The following is a 16,838-nucleotide window of genomic DNA, read 5'->3' on the forward strand; positions in this document are numbered from 1 at the left end:
TCGGTTTTGTAACTGGTTCTGGCGCAGCTGGACCGACAGGTTCGCGGCCACAAAGCGGGGGCGCTTTGGGGGATCGCGTAATGAGTCTGGCTTCCGTCATCTTCGCTCTGGGACTTGCCTCGCCGGAGTCCCAGGCCGCGACCCCGCAAGACGCCACCCCCGAGGCGGCCGCGCCGGCCGCCGAGGCCCAGCGCGGGGTGATCAGCTATCCGCCCAGCTTCTTCGCCGAACAGCGCCCCAGCACCGCCCTGGACATGATCGCCCGTCTGCCCGGCTTCCGGCTGGACGGCGGCGACAGCGCCCGCGGCTTCGCCGGCACGGCCGGCAACGTGCTGGTCAACGGCGAGCGCCCGACCACCAAGAGCGAGAACCTCGAGGACATCCTCAAGCGCATCTCGGCCTCGGCCGTCGAGCGCGTCGAGTTGATCCGCGGCGGCGCTCCGGGCATCGACATGCAAGGCCAGACGATCCTGGCCAACGTGGTGATCAAGTCGACCGTCCAGGTCGAGAAGGTCGCCAATCTCCAGACCTATCTCTATCCGGACGGCCTGTTCGGACCGCTGCTGGAGTTCCAGGCCTCGCGCCGGGACGGGGTCAACGAGATCGAGGGCTCGGTGAAGGGCACGATCGACCGCACCGACCAGACCTTCGACGGCGGGTCGCGGGTGACCAGCTTTCCCGACGGGCGTCCGACGATCAAGGAAGCCCTCAAGGGCTACGACCAGATCCAGAACTACGTGGCCCGCGGCGCCGTCCAGCGCGCCGCGCCGGGCGGCAAGATCCGGGTCAACGGCAAGATCGAGTACTTCTCGTTCGACCGCGACGTGACCTACACCCAGTACGAGCCCGGCCCCGGCCGCCAGGACAGCGGCGAGACCGACGAAAACTGGACCGGCGAGTTCGGCGCCCGCTACGACCGCAAGATCGGCCCGCGCACCGACCTGCAGCTGGTGTTCCTGCAAAACCTGGGCGACGAGACCTACGGCTCGACCTTCTCCGCCGCCGGGCGCGCCGAGGTCTATCGCGAGCGCGACAAGACCGGCGAGAGCATCCTGCGGGGCGAGCTGAAGCAGCGCCGCTCGCAGACCCTGTCGCTGGAGGGCAGCCTCGAGGGCGCCTACAACTTCCTGGACGGCAATATCGGCTACACCGTCAACGGCGCGCCGGTCGACATCGGCCCGCCGCACGTGAAGGTCGAGGAGCTGCGGGGAGAGGCGGCCGGCAAGGCGGTCTGGCGGGCCAATCCGAAACTGACCGTCGAGGCCGGCGCGCGGATGGAGGTCTCGCGCATCACCCAGAGCGGCGGCGTGGACCTGGAGCGCAGCTTCTTCTACCCCAAGCCCCGGGTGCTGGTGACCTGGAACCCCACCGGCGCCGACCAACTGCGGGTGCGGGTCGAACGCGAGGTCGGGCAGCTGGACTTCGGCGACTTCATCGCCTCGGCCGACCTGACCGCCGGCAGCCAGGACAGCGCCGACGCCAATCTGGAGCCCCAGCGCTCCTGGGTCGGCGAAGTCGCGTGGGAGCGGCGGTTCTGGGGGGCGGGCTCGATCTCGGCCACCCTGACCCACTCGGAGATTTCCGACGTCGTCGACTATAAGCCGCTGCCGACCGGCGGCGACGCGCCCAGCAACATCGGCGACGGCCGGTCCGACCAGTTCGTGATCGCCATGACCGTGCCGACCCAGAAGCTGGGGATCTCCGGCGGCCAGATCAAAGGCCGCCTCAGCTGGTTCGACAGCGAGGTCACCGACCCGGTCACCCTCGAGAAGCGCCGCATCACCGGCGCGACGCCGTTCGTCTGCGACCTGCGTTTCACCCGCGACATGCCCGGCGGCAAGTGGAGCTGGGGCGTCGTCACCTTCTGTCCGACCGAGAACAGCCGCTTCCGCTTCAACGAGGTTCGCACCAACCGCCAGGAGCAATATTTCGAGGGCTTCGTCGAATGGAAGCCCAGCTCGGACCTGACGGTGCGCACCACCCTGTCGAACTGGAGCTCGCGCAACGTCACCCGCGAGCGGACGATCTACAAGGGCTCGCGCGCCGACAACGTGGTCGACAAGATCGAGTACCGCTCGCTGCCGTTCGAGCCCTACCTGTTCATCCAGGTCCGCAAGCGGCTGGGCTAGCGCGTGGGGGCGGCCCCTACTTGCTGACGATCTTGATGATCCGCTTGGACGAGGGCCGGCCCGACAGGCCCTTGCCGGAAGCGTAGGTGACCGTCAGGTCGCCGCCCTTCAGGCTGGCGCCGGGCTTGTGGCCCTCGGCCAGCAGGACACGGGTCACGCGGGCCAGCAGGCTTCGGTCGCCGTCACGGGCCATGCGCTCGAAGGCCTCGGCGGTGACGGTGGCGGTGTCGGCGACCAGGACCGAGGTGCCCGGCGTGGCGTCGTCGATCGTCTCGAACGCCACCCGGTGCTGGGCCGCGCGGCTGGCGCGGGCGCTGGCCTGGACCAGGCGCTGGAACAGGACGTTGACCGAGATGTACAGCGGCGGCTGGATCGAATTGGCCTTGCCCATCAGGGCGGCGGCGTCGCCGCCCGGCCGTTCGCGGGTGAACAGAGTCATGCCGCCCAGCTTGCTGGCCCGCAGCACCGGCTCGCCCATCTCGTTCTTGTAGATGGTGTCGCCGCGCGGCGCCGGCTGGGACGACAGCACCCAGACCTCGGAACTGTTCTCGAACTTCATCAGCGGCTGGGGCGCGGCCCGGTCCAGGATGAAGGCGTCGCCGGTTTCGGACACGTAGCGGGCGATCGGCGGGGCCGGCGTCTTGCGCACTTCGCCGCGGTTGCCGGAGAATACGTCGCGCAGGCTCACGGACGATTGCCGCGCGTTCGCCGCGCCGGCGTTGGCCGCGAGGGCGACCGCCAGCAGGATCGCCCAGCGCCCTGGCCCCGTCGTCACCGCCGATTGACTCTTCATACCCAGGGTCATGCCCCGCGACTGGGGCGAATCTTGGACGCCGAAGACCTTGTTGCCGCCACGCAATTTTCCGGAGGACGCTATGAAATGCTTGGAAGAATTTCCCCGCCGGCCGGAATCTTCGAACCGGCGGGGAGTCTTCGTCAAGCCGTCATGTCTTTTTGCCGCACCCTGTGGCCTTTAGGCCGCGCCTTGCGGCCCGGTTAAGCGGCCATGTACTGGCCGCCGTTGATCGTCAGGGTGGCGCCGGTCACGAAGCCGGCCCGCTCGCCGGCCAGGAACGCGACCATGTCGGCGATCTCCTCGCCCTTGCCCAGGCGGCCGACCGGGATGCCGGCGATGATGCCGGCCAGGACGTTCTCGGGCACGGCCGCGACCATCTCGGTGTCGATATAGCCCGGACAGATGACGTTGGCGGTCACGCCCTTCTTGGCGTTCTCCAGGGCCAGGGCCTTGGTGAAGCCGATCAGCCCGGCCTTGGCGGCCGAATAGTTGGTCTGGCCCATCTGGCCCTTCTGGCCATTGATCGAGCTGATGTTGATGATCCGGCCCCAGCCGCGCTCGCGCATGCCCTCGATGACCGGACGGGTCATGTTGAAGGCCGAGTCCAAGTTCACCCGGATGACTTCGGACCACTGCTCGTAGGTCATCTTGTGCAGCATGCCGTCGCGGGTGATGCCGGCGTTGTTGACCAGCACCTCGATCGGGCCCAGCTCGGCCTCGACCTTCTTGACGGCGGCGGCGCAGTCGTCGAACGCGCCGACATTGCCCTTGACCACCATCACGCCCAATTGCTTGGCGCAGGCCGCGGCGGCCTCCTCGTTGCCGGAATAGCCGGCCGCTACCTTCATTCCGTCGGCCACGAGCCGCTCGCAGATCGCCCGACCGATGCCCCGGGTGCCGCCGGTCACGAATGCAACTCTCGCCATGATCTTCTCCCGCCAGTTTCTTATGGTTGCACGTGGGTGGCGCGGGGGAACAAGCCCCCACGCCGCCCGTCATGAAAAATTTGCCGAAACGCCCAATCAAAACACCCAATCAAAACAGGCGTCTGATCACAGCGCCCGTCGAGGCCTTGGGGGTCAGACCGCCTCGACGCACATGGCCACGCCCATGCCGCCGCCGATGCACAACGTGGCCAGGCCCTTCTTGGCTCCCGAGCGCTTCATCTCGTGGACCAGGGTGGTCAGGATGCGCGCGCCCGAGGCGCCGATGGGGTGGCCGATGGCGATGGCGCCGCCGTTGACATTGACCTTGGCCGGGTCGAGGCCCAGCTCGCTGACCACGCACAGGGACTGGGCGGCGAAGGCCTCGTTGCTTTCGACCAGGTCCAGGTCCGAGACCTTCCAGCCAGCCTTTTCCAGCGCCTTCTTCGAGGCCGGGATCGGGCCGGTGCCCATGATCTCGGGATCGACGCCGGCATTGGCCCACGAGGCGATGCGGGCCAGGGGCGTCAGGCCGCGCGCCTTGGCGTTCTCGGCGGTCATCAGCACCAGGGCGGCGGCCCCGTCATTGAGGCCCGAGGCGTTGGCGGCGGTGACCGTGCCGTCCTTGGTGAAGGCCGGCTTGAGGCCCGAAATGCCGTCCAGGGTGACGCCGTGACGGATGAATTCGTCCTTGTCGACGACCGTGTCGCCCTTGCGGCCCTTGATGGTGACCGGCGCGATCTCGGCGTCGAACCTGCCGGCCTTCTGGGCGGCTTCGGCCTTGTTCTGGCTGGCGACGGCGAACTTATCCTGGGCCTCGCGGGTGATCTGCCAGCGCGAGGCGATGTTCTCGGCGGTCTGGCCCATGTGATAACCGTGGAAGGCGTCCCACAGGCCGTCCTTGATCATGGTGTCGACGAAGGAAAGGTCGCCCATCTTCTGGCCGTTGCGCAGGGCCTGGGCGTGCGGGGCCTGGCTCATGCTCTCCTGGCCGCCCACCACCACGATGTCGGCGTCGCCGGCGGCGATCTGCTGGGCGCCCAGGGCCACCGCGCGCAGGCCCGAGCCGCACAGCTGGTTCAGACTCCAGGCCGGGCTTTCGACCGGGATGCCGGCGTTGACCGAGGCTTGGCGGGCCGGACCCTGGCCGGCGGCGGCCTGCAGCACCTGGCCCAGGATCACCTCGTCGACGTCGGCCGGCGTGATGCCCGCCCGCTCGACGGCGGCCTGGATGGCCAGCTTGCCCAGCTCGTGAGCCGGCAGGCTGGAGAGGGCGCCGAGGAACGATCCGACCGGCGTGCGGGCGGCGGAGACGATGACGATGTCGCTCATGGCGAAGGAACTCCCGTGACGTGTTTCCAGGCGCTTCTCGCAGTTGCGGCGCCCATGATTTTGCGGTGCACCATCACCTTGCATAAACCTGCGGGGTTCGTCACGCGCACATTTTCACGGGATGTTGCGAACTCCAAGCGCCGCCGGTACTGGCGCCATGCCTTTGCTTCCGCGATAGTGCGATGCGAAAAGGCGGAGACAACGCTGTCCTAGGGAACGAAATGTCCGAGAACAACGAAAACGGCGAAACGGGTTCGGCCCGCGCCCCCGGCGAAAAGAACGGCGGCCAGAAGGTCGTCATCAAGAAATACGCCAACCGTCGCCTCTACAACACAGCCTCTTCCTCTTACGTCACCCTCGAGCACCTGTCGGACATGGTGAAGGAGGGAGTCGACTTCGTGGTGTACGACGCCAAGACCAACGACGACATCACCCGGTCGGTCCTGACCCAGATCATCTTCGAAGAGGAAAACCGGGGCGGCGGCCAGAACCTGCTGCCGATCCAGTTCCTGCGCCAGCTGATCGGGTTCTACGGCAATTCGATGCAGGCGTTCCTGCCCAGCTATCTGGAAATGTCGCTGGAGAGCTTCACCAAGCAGCAGGAGCGCATGCGCACCCAGTTCGCGGGCCTGACCCCGGGAATCGGCGGCGCCAAGGGCATGCCGGGCATGGGCGTCTACGAAGAGCAGATCCGCCAGAACATGGCGCTGTTCGACCGGGCCATGAAGATGTTCTCGCCGTTCGCCTACGCCCGGCCCGAGGACGCGCCCGCCGCTCCGGCCGAACCACCGCCGCCCGCCGCGGCGGCGCCGTCCGCGCCCAGCGAGGACTCCCTGGCCGACCTCAAGCGCCAGCTGGAGGCCATGCAGCAGCAGATCGAGAAGCTGGCGACCAAGCCTTAGGGCCGTGCGTCCTTCGAGGCTCGGCTGCGCCTCACACCTCAGGATGAGGAATGCGGAGCAACAAAGCTCCTCATCCTGAGGCGCCCGCGTAGCGGGCCTCGAAGGACGCACCGCGCTTCCACGACCCCTTAACCACGCCGGCTGACCGGTCCTTAACCGTCATGGATCACAACTCTTCACCATGAACGGTCCGATCGACCCCATCCGGCGCGCCCAGCCCGCCCGCCGCGCGCTGCCCGCGCCGCGCGACGCCGACCGTCCCGAGGCGGACGGCGAAGAGGACGTGACCTTCGTGCGCGACGAGCAGCCGGCCCCGCCGCCGCGCGATCCGCGACCCAACACGCGCCGGGGGGGCGCCTTCGCCGCCTTCGCCGCCCATCTGATGGGTCAGAGCGGCCAGAAGCGCGGTCTGCGCGGTGGGCAGGAAGTGCTCGACGCGGCGCGTTCGACCTATCTCGGCACGGAATATTCCGGCCCGGCCGACCGCCGTCCCAGGGCGGGCCTGATCAAGAAGACCGAAATCTAGCCCTTCAGGCGGGCCAGTTCCGCTTCGAGCGCGGCGACCCTGGCCTCCAGCATCGCCACCTTCTGCTCCAGCGTCAGCGCCTCGCCCGGCAGGGCCGCGGCGTGCGCGCCCACGCCCGCCCGGCGCGCGGCCTCGGCCAGCGGAACGCCCAGGAGCTCGGCGAAAGCGGCGATCTGGGCGGCGGTCAGCTCTCGCTGGTCCTTGTAGGCCAGGACCAGCTCCTCGCCGGTCATGCCGGCCACGGCGGCCAGCACCGCCCGCGTCAGCCCCCGCTCGGCGAGCCGCGCGTCGTACCAGAGCTGGTCGAAGAACAACGCCATGACGCGAGGCTAACGCAGGAGGCGGCGTTGGCGCCAGTCTTGCTTGGTTGTCGGTGAATTCAGCCGACGAGATCCATCATGCTGCTCACCGCCGTGACCCGCTTCTTCGACATCGCCGTGGTGACCCTGATCTTCACGGCCCTGACCTAGGCGCTTTCCAGCAGCATCATCGTGCCCTGGCCGCCGTCGGCGCAGATGCTGACGATGGCCTTCTCGCCCTTGGGCCGGGTGGCCAGTTCCTTGACAGCCTGGCTGAGGATCCGCGCCCCGGTCGCCCCGAACGGATGGCCGACCGCCAGGCTGCCGCCCGTCGGGTTCATCCGCTCGCGCGGGAACTTGCCCAGATCGACATCGACGCCCGCCTTGGTCCTGCGGAACGCCTCGTCCTCCCAGGCGGCGATGTGCGACAGCACCTGGGCGGCGAAGGCCTCGTGGATCTCCCACAGGCCGACATCGGCGTAGTTCAGACCGTTGCGGGCCAGCAGGCGCGGCACGCCGTAGGCGGGGGCCATCAGCAGGCCCTCGTTTCGCAGGTCGATCGAGGTGACCTCGTAGTCGACCACCTTCACCCGCGGCGTCCTGGCCGGCAGGCGCGCCAGGCCCGCCTCGGACGCCACCCAGATCGCGGCGGCCCCATCGGTCAGGGGCGAGGAATTGCCGGCCGTCAGCGTGCCCTGGCCGCTGGTCCGGTCGAAAGCCGGCGCCAGCTTGGCCAGCTTCTCCAGCGTCGAATCCTTGCGCGGGATGGTGTCGCGCTTCAGCTCGCCGATCGGAATCACCAGGTCGTCGAAGAAGCCGGCCTCCCAGGCCGCGACCGCGTGCTGGTGGCTTTCGAAGGCGATCTGGTCCTGGTCGGCCCGGGCCAGCTTCCACGCCTTGGCGGTGATCTCGGTGTGCTCGCCCATCGACAGGCCGGTGGTGCGATTGGCCACCTTGGGAATCCACAGCTTCAGGTCGCCGGCCTTCAGCCTGGTCAGGTGCGCCAGCTTCTGGCCGGGAGTCTTGGCGGCCTGGAAGCCCTTGAGCCAGTCGGAGAAGGCGATGCTGGCCCCGATCTGGACCTTGCTCATGCTCTCGACCCCGCCGACCAGGGCCAGGTCGCGGCCGCGCCCGTCGATCATGCCGGCGGCCTCGATAACCCCGATCATGCTGGTCGAGCAGGCCATGATCGTCGAGAAGGCCGGGATGGTCGGATCGGCCCCGGCGTCCAGCAGCACCTCGCGGGCGATGTTGCTCCAGGTCAGGTTGGGGATCACCGTGCCCCAGATCGCGAAGTCCGGCCGCGCCCCCTGTGCGAGCATGGCCTGGACCACGGGGACCGACAGGGCGATGGCGTCATGGGTCTTCAGCGGCCCGTCGACCTTGGCGAAGGGAGTGCGCAGGCCGGCCGCCAGCCAGATGTCGGGTTTGGACGCCATGATCGTGATCCCGCGAAAGACAGGATGTCAGCATGGCCCGGCTTCGCCGCAAGGGTCTTGTCTAAATCGGCGCTAACCGGGGACATGCCGTTGCGGCGTGTCCCCTTCCGACGCACCGATCTCGACTGGGGACACGCCGCGAGGGCATGTCCCCGGCCGTAAACTAGTGCGCGTCGCCGAAGTCCACGTCGCGGCGGGCCGAGACGATGGTCACGATGAAGCCGGCCAGCACGTCCAGCAGCACCATCACGGTCAGCAGGAAGAACACCGAGGTGCCGAAGGCCGGGGCCAGCAGGAACTCGACCAGGCAGAGGATGAACAGCACCATCGACAGCGAGTGGTTGATGATCGCGATCTTGCGGCTGGTCGTCGACTTCAAGAGCTCGACGAACAGCACCACCAGCGAGGCGGCCAGCAACAGGTCGCCCAGGCTGACGGTCCAGTCCGCCTTGGAGGTCATGTGGATCGTGAACAGCTGCTCGGCCAGCCGGGCCTGGGCGCCGTTGGCGTGGAAGCCGCCCGCCAGGGTCAGGACGATCAGGTTGTAGACCAGCACTGGCAGGGCCAGCAGCGGAAACGCGGCGAACATGTTCCGGCTCTCCCCCGAGAGGCGCGCCCCATAGGCGCGCGACGACGGACGACAGGGTTAACCGGTTTTGCGGATTCCGGAAAGGCGGCGCCGCCCAGCGGGCGAGCTCCGCTCAAATGCCCGTCATCCTCGGACTTGTTCCGAGGACCCCTGCTTCAACCGCGAAGAAGGATGATCCATGGGGCGGTGAGGTCGCGGCCTTGCTGCAAGCGACAACGCGGCGGACCTAGGGGTCCTCGGAACAAGTCCGAGGATGACGGAGGGGGATGGTGGAGGCAAAGAAGGGCTAACCCCTCAAACCTCGTCCACGCCTTGCGGATTGCGGGCCCGGGTCTGCAGCCACATCACGCCCAGCAGGTCGGACACCGAGGCCTTGAGCCGGCCGAAATTGGTGTATTTCGACACCCCGCTCTCGCGGTGACGGTGGTTCACCGGCTGGAACTCGACCTGGTAGCCCTCCCGCAGCATCAGGGCCGGGATGTAGCGGTGGATGTGATCGAAATAGGGCAGCCGCAGGAAGGCCTCGCGGCGGAAGGCCTTGAGCCCGCAGCCGGTGTCGTTGGCCGTGTCCTTCAGCATGCGCTTGCGCACGCCGTTGCCGAACTTGGAGGCGAAGCGCTTGGCCGAGCTGTCCTGGCGCTTGACCCGCTCGCCGCCGACCAGGGCCAGCTCGGGCGGCGCAGCCTTCAAAGCCTTCGCGAGACGAGGCGCGTCGGCCGGGTCGTTCTGGCCGTCGCCGTCCAGGGTGATGACGATCGGGGCGCGGGCGGCCAGCACGCCGCTGCGCACGGCGCGGCTCTGGCCCGAATTCTTGCGATGGCTCAGCACCCGCAGCTGCGGGATCTCGGCCTTCAGGGCCACCAGCAGGGCCTTGGTGTCGTCGCGGCTGGCGTCGTCGATGAAGATGATCTCGTGGTTTTCGCCCGCGAAGGCGGCGGCGATCTCGCGCGCCAGGGCAGGCGCCGCCCCGCCCTCGTCGAAGACGGGCACGACGACGGAATAGTCGGGAATAGCGGAAGCGGAAGCGGTCATCGCCCTCTCATAGCGCAAAAATAGCCAGAAAGAAGGATCGTGCTATTCCACTACAATGACGCTTGAATCACGCCTGGATGATTGGAGCCGCGGCTGGCGCGGTCCGCTGTTCGCCGCGCTGGTGGCGCTGATCGCCGGCCTGCCCGGCCTGTTCGCCATGCCGCCGCTCGACCGCGACGAATCCCGCTTCGCCCAGGCGACCGCCCAGATGCTGGAAACCGACGACATGGTCGTCATCAAGTTCCAGGACCAGCCGCGCTTCAAGAAGCCGGTCGGCATCCACTGGCTGCAGGCGGCCAGCGTCACCGCGTTCTCGGCCGCCGAGGACCGCGGCATCTGGGCCTATCGCCTCCCCTCGCTGCTGGGCGCCATGCTGGCGGCGGCGGCCTGCGCCTGGGGCGCGGCGGCGCTGCTGGGACCCAAGACCGGCCTGCTGGCCGGCGGCATATTGGGGGCGACCATCCTGCTGTCGACCGAGGCCTTCATCGCCAAGACCGACGCGGCCCTGTGCGGCTTCACCACCCTGGCCATGGCCGCCCTGATGCGGATCTACGCCGCGCATCTCGCGGGCGAGAAGGTTCATCGTTGGACCAAGCTGGCCTTCTGGGTCGGCCTGGCCATGGGCGTGCTGATCAAGGGCCCGGTCGGGCTGATGGTCGTGGCGCTCAGCGTGATCGCCCTGTGGATCTGGGACCGCAAGGCGGTCTGGATCAAGGACCTGGGCTGGGGCTGGGGCGTGACCGTGCTGGCGGCCATCGTCCTGCCCTGGGCGATGATGATCACCGTGGCCACCGACGGCGCCTTCTGGTCGACGGCCGTGGCCGGCGACCTGGCCCCCAAGCTGGCCGGCGGCCAGGAAAGCCACGGCGCGCCGTTCGGCAGCTACGCCCTGGCGGCGTTCCTGCTGGTGTTCCCGACCACGCTGTTGCTGCCCGCCGGCCTGGTCCAGGGCTGGACCGGGCGCAAGGAGGCCGGGATCCGCTTCGCCCTGTGCTGGCTGATCCCGACCTGGCTGGTGTTCGAGATCCTGCCGACCAAGCTGGTGCACTACACCCTGCCCGCCGTGCCGGCCCTGTGCATGCTGATGGCCGCCGCCCTGCGCGCCCCGCTCGGCCCGATCTCGCGGGTGATCGGCGCGGTCTTGTCGGCCCTGGCGGGCCTGCTGTTCGCGGTCGTGGCGATCTATCTGCAGCGCGAGCACGGCGATTCCGGCGACATTCCCTGGACGGCGCTGACCGCCCTGCTGTTCCTGGCCTCGGGCGGCGTCGGGGCCGTGCTGATCATGCGCAAGACCGCCGCCACGGCCCTGGTCGCGGCCGGGGCGATCGGCATCGCCGCCCACGCCGCCCTGGTCGGCCTTCTCGTTCCCCGCCTGGAGCCGCTGCTGCTGGCGCCGCGCCTGGAAAAGGCCCTGGAACAGGCCGACCTGGCGCCCCGGGGCGGCGCGCCGGGCCCCGTGGCCGTCACCGGCTACGCCGAGCCCAGCATGATCTTCCTGCTGGGCACCACCACCGAACTGACCGACCCGGTCGGCGCGGCCAAGGCCGTCGCCCAGGGCCGTCCCGCCGTGGTCGAGGGCCGCCAGGAAAAGGCCTTCCAGGCCGCCCTCGCCGCCCTGGGCCAGACCGCCCGTCCGGCCGGCGTGGTCGCGGGCTTCGACTATTCCGACGGCGACGAAGAGCGCCTGACGCTCTATCGCGGCGCGCCGATCCGCCCTGAGGACGAGACCGGCGACGAGACCGCGGAAACCCAAGCGGAGGCCCGCCCATGAGCCGCTTCATCCAGATCGTCGAGGTCGGTCCGCGCGACGGCCTGCAGAACGAGAAACTGTCCCTGCCGGTCGGCGAGAAGCTGGAGCTGATCCGCCGGCTGGAGGCCGCCGGCGCCAAGCGCATCGAGACCGTCTCGTTCGTCAATCCCAACCGCGTGCCCCAGATGGCCGGGGCCGAGGAAATCCAGGCGGCGCTGACGCCCGATCTGGAGCATTCGCGAATCGGCCTGGTGCTGAACATGCGCGGCTGGGAGCGCTGCGTGGCCGCCCAGTGCGACGAGGCCAATGTCGTGGTCTGCGCCACCGACGGCTTCGGCCTGGCCAACCAGGGCGCCACGGCCGCCCAGCAGGTCGACGCCCTGGCCGCCATCGTCGAGCGCCAGGCGGTCGAGGGCGGCCCTCCGATCACCGCCACGATCTCGGTGGCCTTCGGCTGTCCGTTCGACGGCGAGGTCTCCGAGGACCAGGTGGCGGCCATCGCCCGCGACGCCGCGTCCATGGGCGTGACCGAGCTCGCCATCGCCGACACCATCGGGGTCGCCGATCCCTGGACCGTCCGCCGACGGATCGAAGCCGTGCGCGTGGCCGCACCGGACGTCCGCCTGCGCATGCACTTCCACGACACCCGCAACACCGGCCTGGCCAACGCCTATGCCAGCGTCGAGGCCGGGATCGACGTGCTGGACGCCTCGGTCGGCGGCCTGGGCGGCTGCCCGTTCGCGCCGAACGCCACCGGCAACATCGGCACCGAGGACCTGGTCTACATGCTGGAACGGGCCGGCTTCGAAACCGGCTACGACCTGGGCGCCCTGATCGAGATCGGCCGCGACATCAGCGAACGCCTGGGCAAGGCGTCACCGGCGTCTTCGCTGGCGCGGGCGGGGACATTCCCCGCCTAGCCGTCCTTGACTACCCCATAACGAGCATCTTTAGTCTGCGCGACTCAAGATAGATCTCGTCGCCCGGTTCCACGGCCGCGCGGCCGACGCGCTCAGGCGTCAGACAGGGGGACAGCGATGGCGAACACGATCACGTTCCAAGACATTCCGTCCGGCTGCCCGTCGGCGCCGGGACCTTACCGCAGCGGGGGCCTGGTGTTCACCAACTCGGTCGGCAACGCCTGGTGCAGCCCGTTCATCAACGGCTTCGTCGGCACCTATGGCTCGCCCAGCCAGCTGTTCGTGAGCCGCGACGACGGCGGCGTGTTCGACTTCGGGTCGCTGCAGGTGTGCAATCCCAACACGGCGATCCCGCCCCAGACCACGACCTTCACCGGGACCCGCGCCGACGGCACTTCGGTCAGCGCCCAGTTCAGCACCCCCAACGCCAGCACCGCGCCGCAGACCTTCGCCCCCGCCGGTTTCGACGACCTGACCAGCCTGGTGGTCAGTCTGGGCTTCGTGGCCTTCGACAACTTCGTGTTCGAGGGGGTGGCGGCCAAGACGGTGACGTTCAATCAGGACTTCCCGCCCGGCTGCCCGTCGATAGCCACCGCCTACACCTCCCAAGGCCTGACCTTCACCAATTCCGTCGGCAACAAGTGGTGCAGCGGCTTCATCAACGGCTTCGTCGGCACCTTCGGCTCGCCGTCCACGATGACCGTCAAGCCGGCCGCGGGCCATAAGTTCGACTTCCGCTCGCTGCAGATGTGCAACCCCAATCCCGCCATCACCGCCCAGGCCATCGAGTTCACGGGAACGCGGCCGGACGGCTCCACGATCAGCGCCGTCTTCTCGACGCCGCCCAACAACACCTCGCCTCAGACGTTCGCCCCCGCCGGGTTCGGCGGCCTGGCCTCGCTGACGATCGTGCTGGGCTTCGTGGCGTTCGACAACTTCGTGTTCGCCGACTAGGCGACGGCGCTCTCCCCGGTCGAGGCCGGGGAGCGACGTCAGATCGGCCGCCCGGTGATCTTCCAGATCAGCGGCCGGGAGACGCTCATCAGCAGGATGAGCGGGGCCAGCAGGACGGCGAGGATGTAGCGCTGGACCGAGTCGGCCCGCTTGATGAAGTAGCGCGACAGGCCCACGCCCTTGTGGAACTCGACCTTCAGCGGATGCTCCAGGCTGGTGTGGCCCAGATGGATGACCTCGGCCTTGGGCTGGAACAGCACCTGACCGCCGGCCTGGCGGGCGCGCCAGCACAGGTCGATGTCCTCGACGTGCAGGAAATAGCCTTCGTCGAAGCCGCTCAGCAGGTCGAAGTCCTCGCGGCGCAGGGCGAAGCACGCGCCGGAGATGGTCGGCATCGGCACGGCCGCGTCCGGCGTCGGTTCGCGCTCGCGGTGGATCTCGAATTTCGACAGGCCTTTGAACCGGGCGGTCAGATGGCCGAAGCTGAGCAGGGTGGTGACCGGCGTGACCTCGCCGCGCCGGCCGCCGCGCTGTTCGGTGCCGTCGGTGTTCATCACCCGCGCCCCGACCACTGTGGGGACCGGCTGGTTCTCGAAAGCCGCGACCAGGGCCTCGACGCAATTGGCCTGCAGGTTGGCGTCCGGATTGAGGAAGACGATGTATTCGCCGCGCGCGGTCTCGGCGCCCATGTTGGCGCCGCGCGCGAAGCCGACATTGCCGTGGCCCTGCCGCAGCACGACGCGCGGCTCGGCCTGGCTCAGGGCCCGCAGCCGTTCGGCCCAGTCCGCCGGCGAACCGTTGTCGATGATGACGAACTCGTCGACCAGCGGCTCGGCCAGCACGTGCTGGATGCTTTCGATCAGCGCGTCTCCCGTCTGATAGACGACCATGACGACGGAGACGCGCGGCCGAACCGGCCGCACACCCGAGACGAAGGTCGAATGAGAAGGAAGAATGCTGTTCATCAGGCCTGCGCCAACTCCGCGGGCGCCGCCACGGCGCGATCACGGGCGAGGTCCGGCGGGGTCGCTTCCGTGGTCAACGCGCGCACGGCGTCCTCCAGCGACAACACCTTCTGTCCTTCGCCGCCGAGGCGACGCAGGGCGACTTCTCCGTTTTCAGCTTCCTTACGCCCGACCACTGCAATCACCGGCACCTTCGCGAGACTGTGTTCGCGAATCTTGTAGTTGATCTTTTCATTCCTGAAATCGACCTCTGCGCGAATGCCCATGGAAGTCAATCGCTCAGCCACACGTTGTGCGTAATCGTCGGCGTCGGACGTGATCGTGGCCACCACGACCTGGACCGGGGCCAGCCACAAAGGCAGGTGGCCGGCGTAGTTCTCCAGCAGAATGCCGATGAATCGCTCGAACGAACCCAGGATCGCCCGGTGCAGCATGACCGGCCGCTTCTTGGAGCCGTCCTCGGCCACGTATTCGGCGTCGAGGCGCTCGGGCAGGACGAAGTCCAGCTGCAGCGTGCCGCACTGCCAGACCCGGCCGATGGCGTCCTTCAGCGAGAACTCCAGCTTGGGACCATAGAAGGCGCCTTCGCCGGGCTGGTCGACCAGACGCTCGCCCGCCGCCTCGGCGGCCGTGGCCAGGGCGTGCTCCGCCTTGTCCCAGGTCTCGTCCGTGCCGGCGCGCAAGTCCGGACGCGTCGAGAACTTCACGTCCGCCAGCTCCATGCCCAGGTCGTTATAGACGCTGCGCAACAGTTCGATGAAGCGCGCGCTTTCCTCCGTGACCTGCTCTTCGCGGCAGAAGATGTGGGCGTCGTCCTGGGTGAAGGCCCGCACGCGCATGATGCCGTGCATGGCGCCCGACGGCTCGTAGCGGTGGCAGGCGCCGAACTCGGCCATGCGCAGCGGCAGCTCGCGATAGCTCTTCTGGCCGACATTGAAGATCTGGATATGGCCGGGGCAGTTCATCGGCTTGACCGCCAGAACCTCGCCCTCGGCGCTCTCGCACATGAACATGGCGTGGCCGAACTTCTCGGCGTGGCCCGACTTCTCCCACAGGCTCTTGTCGAGGATCTGGGGCGTCTTGACCTCGCGATAGCCGGCCGCGTCCAGACGGCGGCGCATATAGGCCTCCAGCGCCAGGTACAGCGTCCAGCCCTTGGGGTGCCAGAACACCATGCCCTTGCCCTCTTCCTGGATGTGGAAGAGGTCCATGGTCCGGCCCAGCTTGCGGTGATCGCGCCGCTCGGCCTCCTCGATACGCTTCAGGTGCGCCTCGAGATCGGCCTCGCTGGCCCACGACGTGCCGTAGATGCGCTGCAGCTGGGCGTTGTTCTGGTCGCCGCGCCAATAGGCGCCGGCCAGCTTGGTCAGCTTGAAGGCCTTGCCCACCGCCTTGGTCGACGGAAGGTGGGGACCGCGGCACAGATCCTTCCACTTCTCGCCCTGGTGATAGACCGTGATCGTGTCGCTGACCGGCAGGTCACGGATGATCTGGGCCTTGTAGCTTTCGCCCATGGCCTCGAAGTCGGCGATGGCGGCGTCGCGCTCGACTTCCTCGCGGCGGATCTTCTCGTCGCGATCGACGATCTGGCGCATGCGCTCCTCGATCTTCGGCAGGTCGTCGAGGCTGAACGGCTCGTCGCGGGCGAAGTCGTAATAGAAACCGTCCTCGACGTTCGGACCGATCGTCACCTGGGTGCCGGGGAACAGCTCCTGTACGGCCTCGGCCAGGATGTGGGCGGTGTCGTGGCGGATCACCTCCAAGGCCTCGGGGGCCTCGCGCGTGATGATCTCGAAGCGGTTGCCGCGGCCCAGCAGATCGGCCGTCAACGGACGGTCCAGGTCCAGCAGCTGGCCGTCCAGCTTGATCAGCAGGGCCTTCTTCTCCAACGACTTGGAGATCGAGGCGGCCACGTCGCGGCCCGTCGCACCGTCAGGGTACTGGCGGGCCGAGCCGTCGGGGAAAATCAGGTCGATCATTCTTCACATTTCCACTTGCGCGGCGCGCGGGGCGGAGGCGGCGGGTCGTACCCTGAACCGCCTAACGGATTGCATCGGCAGATCCGTCCCACCGCGAGCCAGGACCCTTTCAGGGGTCCATGATCCTTGAGCGCCTGGGCCGCGTATTCCGAGCAGGTCGGCAGATACCGGCACTGACGCCCGATGAAGGGCGAAAGCGTCGTCTTGTAGGCCTTCAGGCCCAGGTCGACGGTGCGTTCGTAGAGTGTCATGCCGGCGCTTTCGCGAACGGAGTCGAGGACTTATCGACTAGCGAAAAGTCTC

General features: G+C 68.3%; 16 protein-coding genes and 1 pseudogene. 7 read left to right on the top strand and 10 right to left on the bottom strand.

Translation table 11 applies throughout. The annotated features are described in order from the left end of the window. Nucleotides 1–80 precede the first annotated feature (80 nt). Nucleotides 81–2,129 (top strand): TonB-dependent receptor plug domain-containing protein, encoded by a 2,049-nt coding sequence (locus ASD21_RS01785; protein WP_056435808.1) that lies wholly within the window; start codon nt 81–83, stop codon nt 2,127–2,129. 16 nt (nt 2,130–2,145) lie between these two features. On the opposite strand, the gene ASD21_RS01790 is transcribed toward ASD21_RS01785, so the two are convergent. The 3 genes from ASD21_RS01790 to ASD21_RS01800 form a co-directional block, all read right to left on the bottom strand. Next, on the bottom strand, nt 2,146–2,922 hold the full coding sequence (locus ASD21_RS01790; protein WP_235523747.1) for a DUF4908 domain-containing protein: 777 nt from the start codon (nt 2,920–2,922) through the stop codon (nt 2,146–2,148). A gap of 203 nt (nt 2,923–3,125) precedes the next feature. Next, entirely contained in the window at nt 3,126–3,851 is a 726-nt protein-coding gene (locus ASD21_RS01795; RefSeq protein ID WP_056435810.1) for a beta-ketoacyl-ACP reductase, read from the bottom strand. 153 nt (nt 3,852–4,004) lie between these two features. Further along, a complete protein-coding gene (locus ASD21_RS01800; RefSeq protein WP_056435812.1) occupies nt 4,005–5,180 on the bottom strand; it encodes an acetyl-CoA C-acetyltransferase in 1,176 nt (391 codons plus the stop codon). A 221-nt stretch (nt 5,181–5,401) separates the two neighbouring features. Between ASD21_RS01800 and phaR the strand changes: the two genes are divergently transcribed. From phaR to ASD21_RS01810, 3 genes and pseudogenes are all read left to right on the top strand, one after another. Next, nucleotides 5,402–6,082 carry a polyhydroxyalkanoate synthesis repressor PhaR gene (gene phaR, locus ASD21_RS01805; protein ID WP_056435815.1) on the top strand — a complete coding sequence of 227 codons (681 nt, stop codon included), beginning with the start codon at nt 5,402–5,404 and terminating at the stop codon, nt 6,080–6,082. Nucleotides 6,083–6,106: 24 nt separating this feature from the next. Further along, a pseudogene (locus tag ASD21_RS24535) lies at nt 6,107–6,171 on the top strand (hypothetical protein); the annotation flags it as partial. Between the two features lie 92 nt (nt 6,172–6,263). Further along, nucleotides 6,264–6,608: a hypothetical protein gene (locus ASD21_RS01810; protein ID WP_056435818.1), complete on the top strand. Its 345-nt coding sequence runs from the start codon at nt 6,264–6,266 to the stop codon at nt 6,606–6,608. Here the strand turns inward: ASD21_RS01810 and ASD21_RS01815 are convergent. The 4 genes from ASD21_RS01815 to ASD21_RS01830 all read right to left on the bottom strand — a co-directional run bounded on the left by ASD21_RS01815 (nt 6,605) and on the right by ASD21_RS01830 (nt 9,967). Next, nucleotides 6,605–6,928 (bottom strand): hypothetical protein, encoded by a 324-nt coding sequence (locus ASD21_RS01815; protein ID WP_056435821.1) that lies wholly within the window; start codon nt 6,926–6,928, stop codon nt 6,605–6,607. The two genes, ASD21_RS01810 and ASD21_RS01815, sit on opposite strands and share 4 nt — an antisense overlap. A 146-nt stretch (nt 6,929–7,074) precedes the next feature. Next, nucleotides 7,075–8,346, bottom strand: a complete 1,272-nt coding sequence (locus tag ASD21_RS01820; RefSeq protein ID WP_056435824.1) for an acetyl-CoA C-acyltransferase — start codon at nt 8,344–8,346, stop codon at nt 7,075–7,077. Nucleotides 8,347–8,509: 163 nt separating this feature from the next. Then, nucleotides 8,510–8,935: a hypothetical protein gene (locus ASD21_RS01825; protein ID WP_056435827.1), complete on the bottom strand. Its 426-nt coding sequence runs from the start codon at nt 8,933–8,935 to the stop codon at nt 8,510–8,512. A gap of 294 nt (nt 8,936–9,229) precedes the next feature. Continuing rightward, nucleotides 9,230–9,967 carry a glycosyltransferase family 2 protein gene (locus tag ASD21_RS01830; protein WP_056435830.1) on the bottom strand — a complete coding sequence of 246 codons (738 nt, stop codon included), beginning with the start codon at nt 9,965–9,967 and terminating at the stop codon, nt 9,230–9,232. A gap of 55 nt (nt 9,968–10,022) precedes the next feature. Here ASD21_RS01830 and ASD21_RS01835 point away from each other — a divergent pair, with 55 nt between their 5' ends. From ASD21_RS01835 to ASD21_RS01845, 3 genes are all read left to right on the top strand, one after another. After that, nucleotides 10,023–11,738 carry an ArnT family glycosyltransferase gene (locus ASD21_RS01835; RefSeq protein ID WP_056435833.1) on the top strand — a complete coding sequence of 572 codons (1,716 nt, stop codon included), beginning with the start codon at nt 10,023–10,025 and terminating at the stop codon, nt 11,736–11,738. Beyond that, nucleotides 11,735–12,637, top strand: coding sequence for a hydroxymethylglutaryl-CoA lyase (locus ASD21_RS01840; protein WP_056435836.1), 903 nt, complete (start codon nt 11,735–11,737; stop codon nt 12,635–12,637). Before ASD21_RS01835 ends, ASD21_RS01840 begins: the two co-directional genes overlap by 4 nt. A 117-nt stretch (nt 12,638–12,754) precedes the next feature. Next, nucleotides 12,755–13,591, top strand: coding sequence for a hypothetical protein (locus ASD21_RS01845; protein WP_056435839.1), 837 nt, complete (start codon nt 12,755–12,757; stop codon nt 13,589–13,591). A gap of 38 nt (nt 13,592–13,629) precedes the next feature. Here the strand turns inward: ASD21_RS01845 and ASD21_RS01850 are convergent, their stop codons facing one another. From ASD21_RS01850 to yidD, 3 genes are read right to left on the bottom strand one after another with little or no spacing between them, the layout of a single operon-like run. After that, entirely contained in the window at nt 13,630–14,556 is a 927-nt protein-coding gene (locus tag ASD21_RS01850; RefSeq protein WP_056435842.1) for a glycosyltransferase family 2 protein, read from the bottom strand. After that, nucleotides 14,556–16,535, bottom strand: coding sequence for a threonine--tRNA ligase (gene thrS / locus ASD21_RS01855; RefSeq protein ID WP_056435845.1), 1,980 nt, complete (start codon nt 16,533–16,535; stop codon nt 14,556–14,558). The genes ASD21_RS01850 and thrS overlap by 1 nt, the downstream gene beginning before the upstream one ends. Then, nucleotides 16,532–16,786: a membrane protein insertion efficiency factor YidD gene (yidD, locus tag ASD21_RS23175; protein WP_082554589.1), complete on the bottom strand. Its 255-nt coding sequence runs from the start codon at nt 16,784–16,786 to the stop codon at nt 16,532–16,534. The genes thrS and yidD overlap by 4 nt, the downstream gene beginning before the upstream one ends. Between the last annotated feature and the right edge of the window lie 52 nt (nt 16,787–16,838).

The sequence above is a fragment of the Caulobacter sp. Root1455 genome (assembly GCF_001426905.1).
Classification (GTDB): domain Bacteria; phylum Pseudomonadota; class Alphaproteobacteria; order Caulobacterales; family Caulobacteraceae; genus Caulobacter.

Coding starts and splice junctions, on each gene's coding strand:
- ASD21_RS01820 (WP_056435824.1), bottom strand. CDS start 8,346: ATGGCGTCCAAACCCGACATCTGGCTGGCGGCCGGCCTGCGCACTCCC.
- ASD21_RS01845 (WP_056435839.1), top strand. CDS start 12,755: ATGGCGAACACGATCACGTTCCAAGACATTCCGTCCGGCTGCCCGTCG.
- ASD21_RS01840 (WP_056435836.1), top strand. CDS start 11,735: ATGAGCCGCTTCATCCAGATCGTCGAGGTCGGTCCGCGCGACGGCCTG.
- ASD21_RS01810 (WP_056435818.1), top strand. CDS start 6,264: ATGAACGGTCCGATCGACCCCATCCGGCGCGCCCAGCCCGCCCGCCGC.
- phaR (WP_056435815.1), top strand. CDS start 5,402: ATGTCCGAGAACAACGAAAACGGCGAAACGGGTTCGGCCCGCGCCCCC.
- thrS (WP_056435845.1), bottom strand. CDS start 16,535: ATGATCGACCTGATTTTCCCCGACGGCTCGGCCCGCCAGTACCCTGAC.
- ASD21_RS01815 (WP_056435821.1), bottom strand. CDS start 6,928: ATGGCGTTGTTCTTCGACCAGCTCTGGTACGACGCGCGGCTCGCCGAG.
- ASD21_RS01790 (WP_235523747.1), bottom strand. CDS start 2,922: ATGAAGAGTCAATCGGCGGTGACGACGGGGCCAGGGCGCTGGGCGATC.
- ASD21_RS01825 (WP_056435827.1), bottom strand. CDS start 8,935: ATGTTCGCCGCGTTTCCGCTGCTGGCCCTGCCAGTGCTGGTCTACAAC.
- ASD21_RS01835 (WP_056435833.1), top strand. CDS start 10,023: ATGACGCTTGAATCACGCCTGGATGATTGGAGCCGCGGCTGGCGCGGT.
- ASD21_RS01800 (WP_056435812.1), bottom strand. CDS start 5,180: ATGAGCGACATCGTCATCGTCTCCGCCGCCCGCACGCCGGTCGGATCG.
- ASD21_RS01795 (WP_056435810.1), bottom strand. CDS start 3,851: ATGGCGAGAGTTGCATTCGTGACCGGCGGCACCCGGGGCATCGGTCGG.
- ASD21_RS01830 (WP_056435830.1), bottom strand. CDS start 9,967: ATGACCGCTTCCGCTTCCGCTATTCCCGACTATTCCGTCGTCGTGCCC.
- ASD21_RS01850 (WP_056435842.1), bottom strand. CDS start 14,556: ATGAACAGCATTCTTCCTTCTCATTCGACCTTCGTCTCGGGTGTGCGG.
- yidD (WP_082554589.1), bottom strand. CDS start 16,786: ATGACACTCTACGAACGCACCGTCGACCTGGGCCTGAAGGCCTACAAG.
- ASD21_RS01785 (WP_056435808.1), top strand. CDS start 81: ATGAGTCTGGCTTCCGTCATCTTCGCTCTGGGACTTGCCTCGCCGGAG.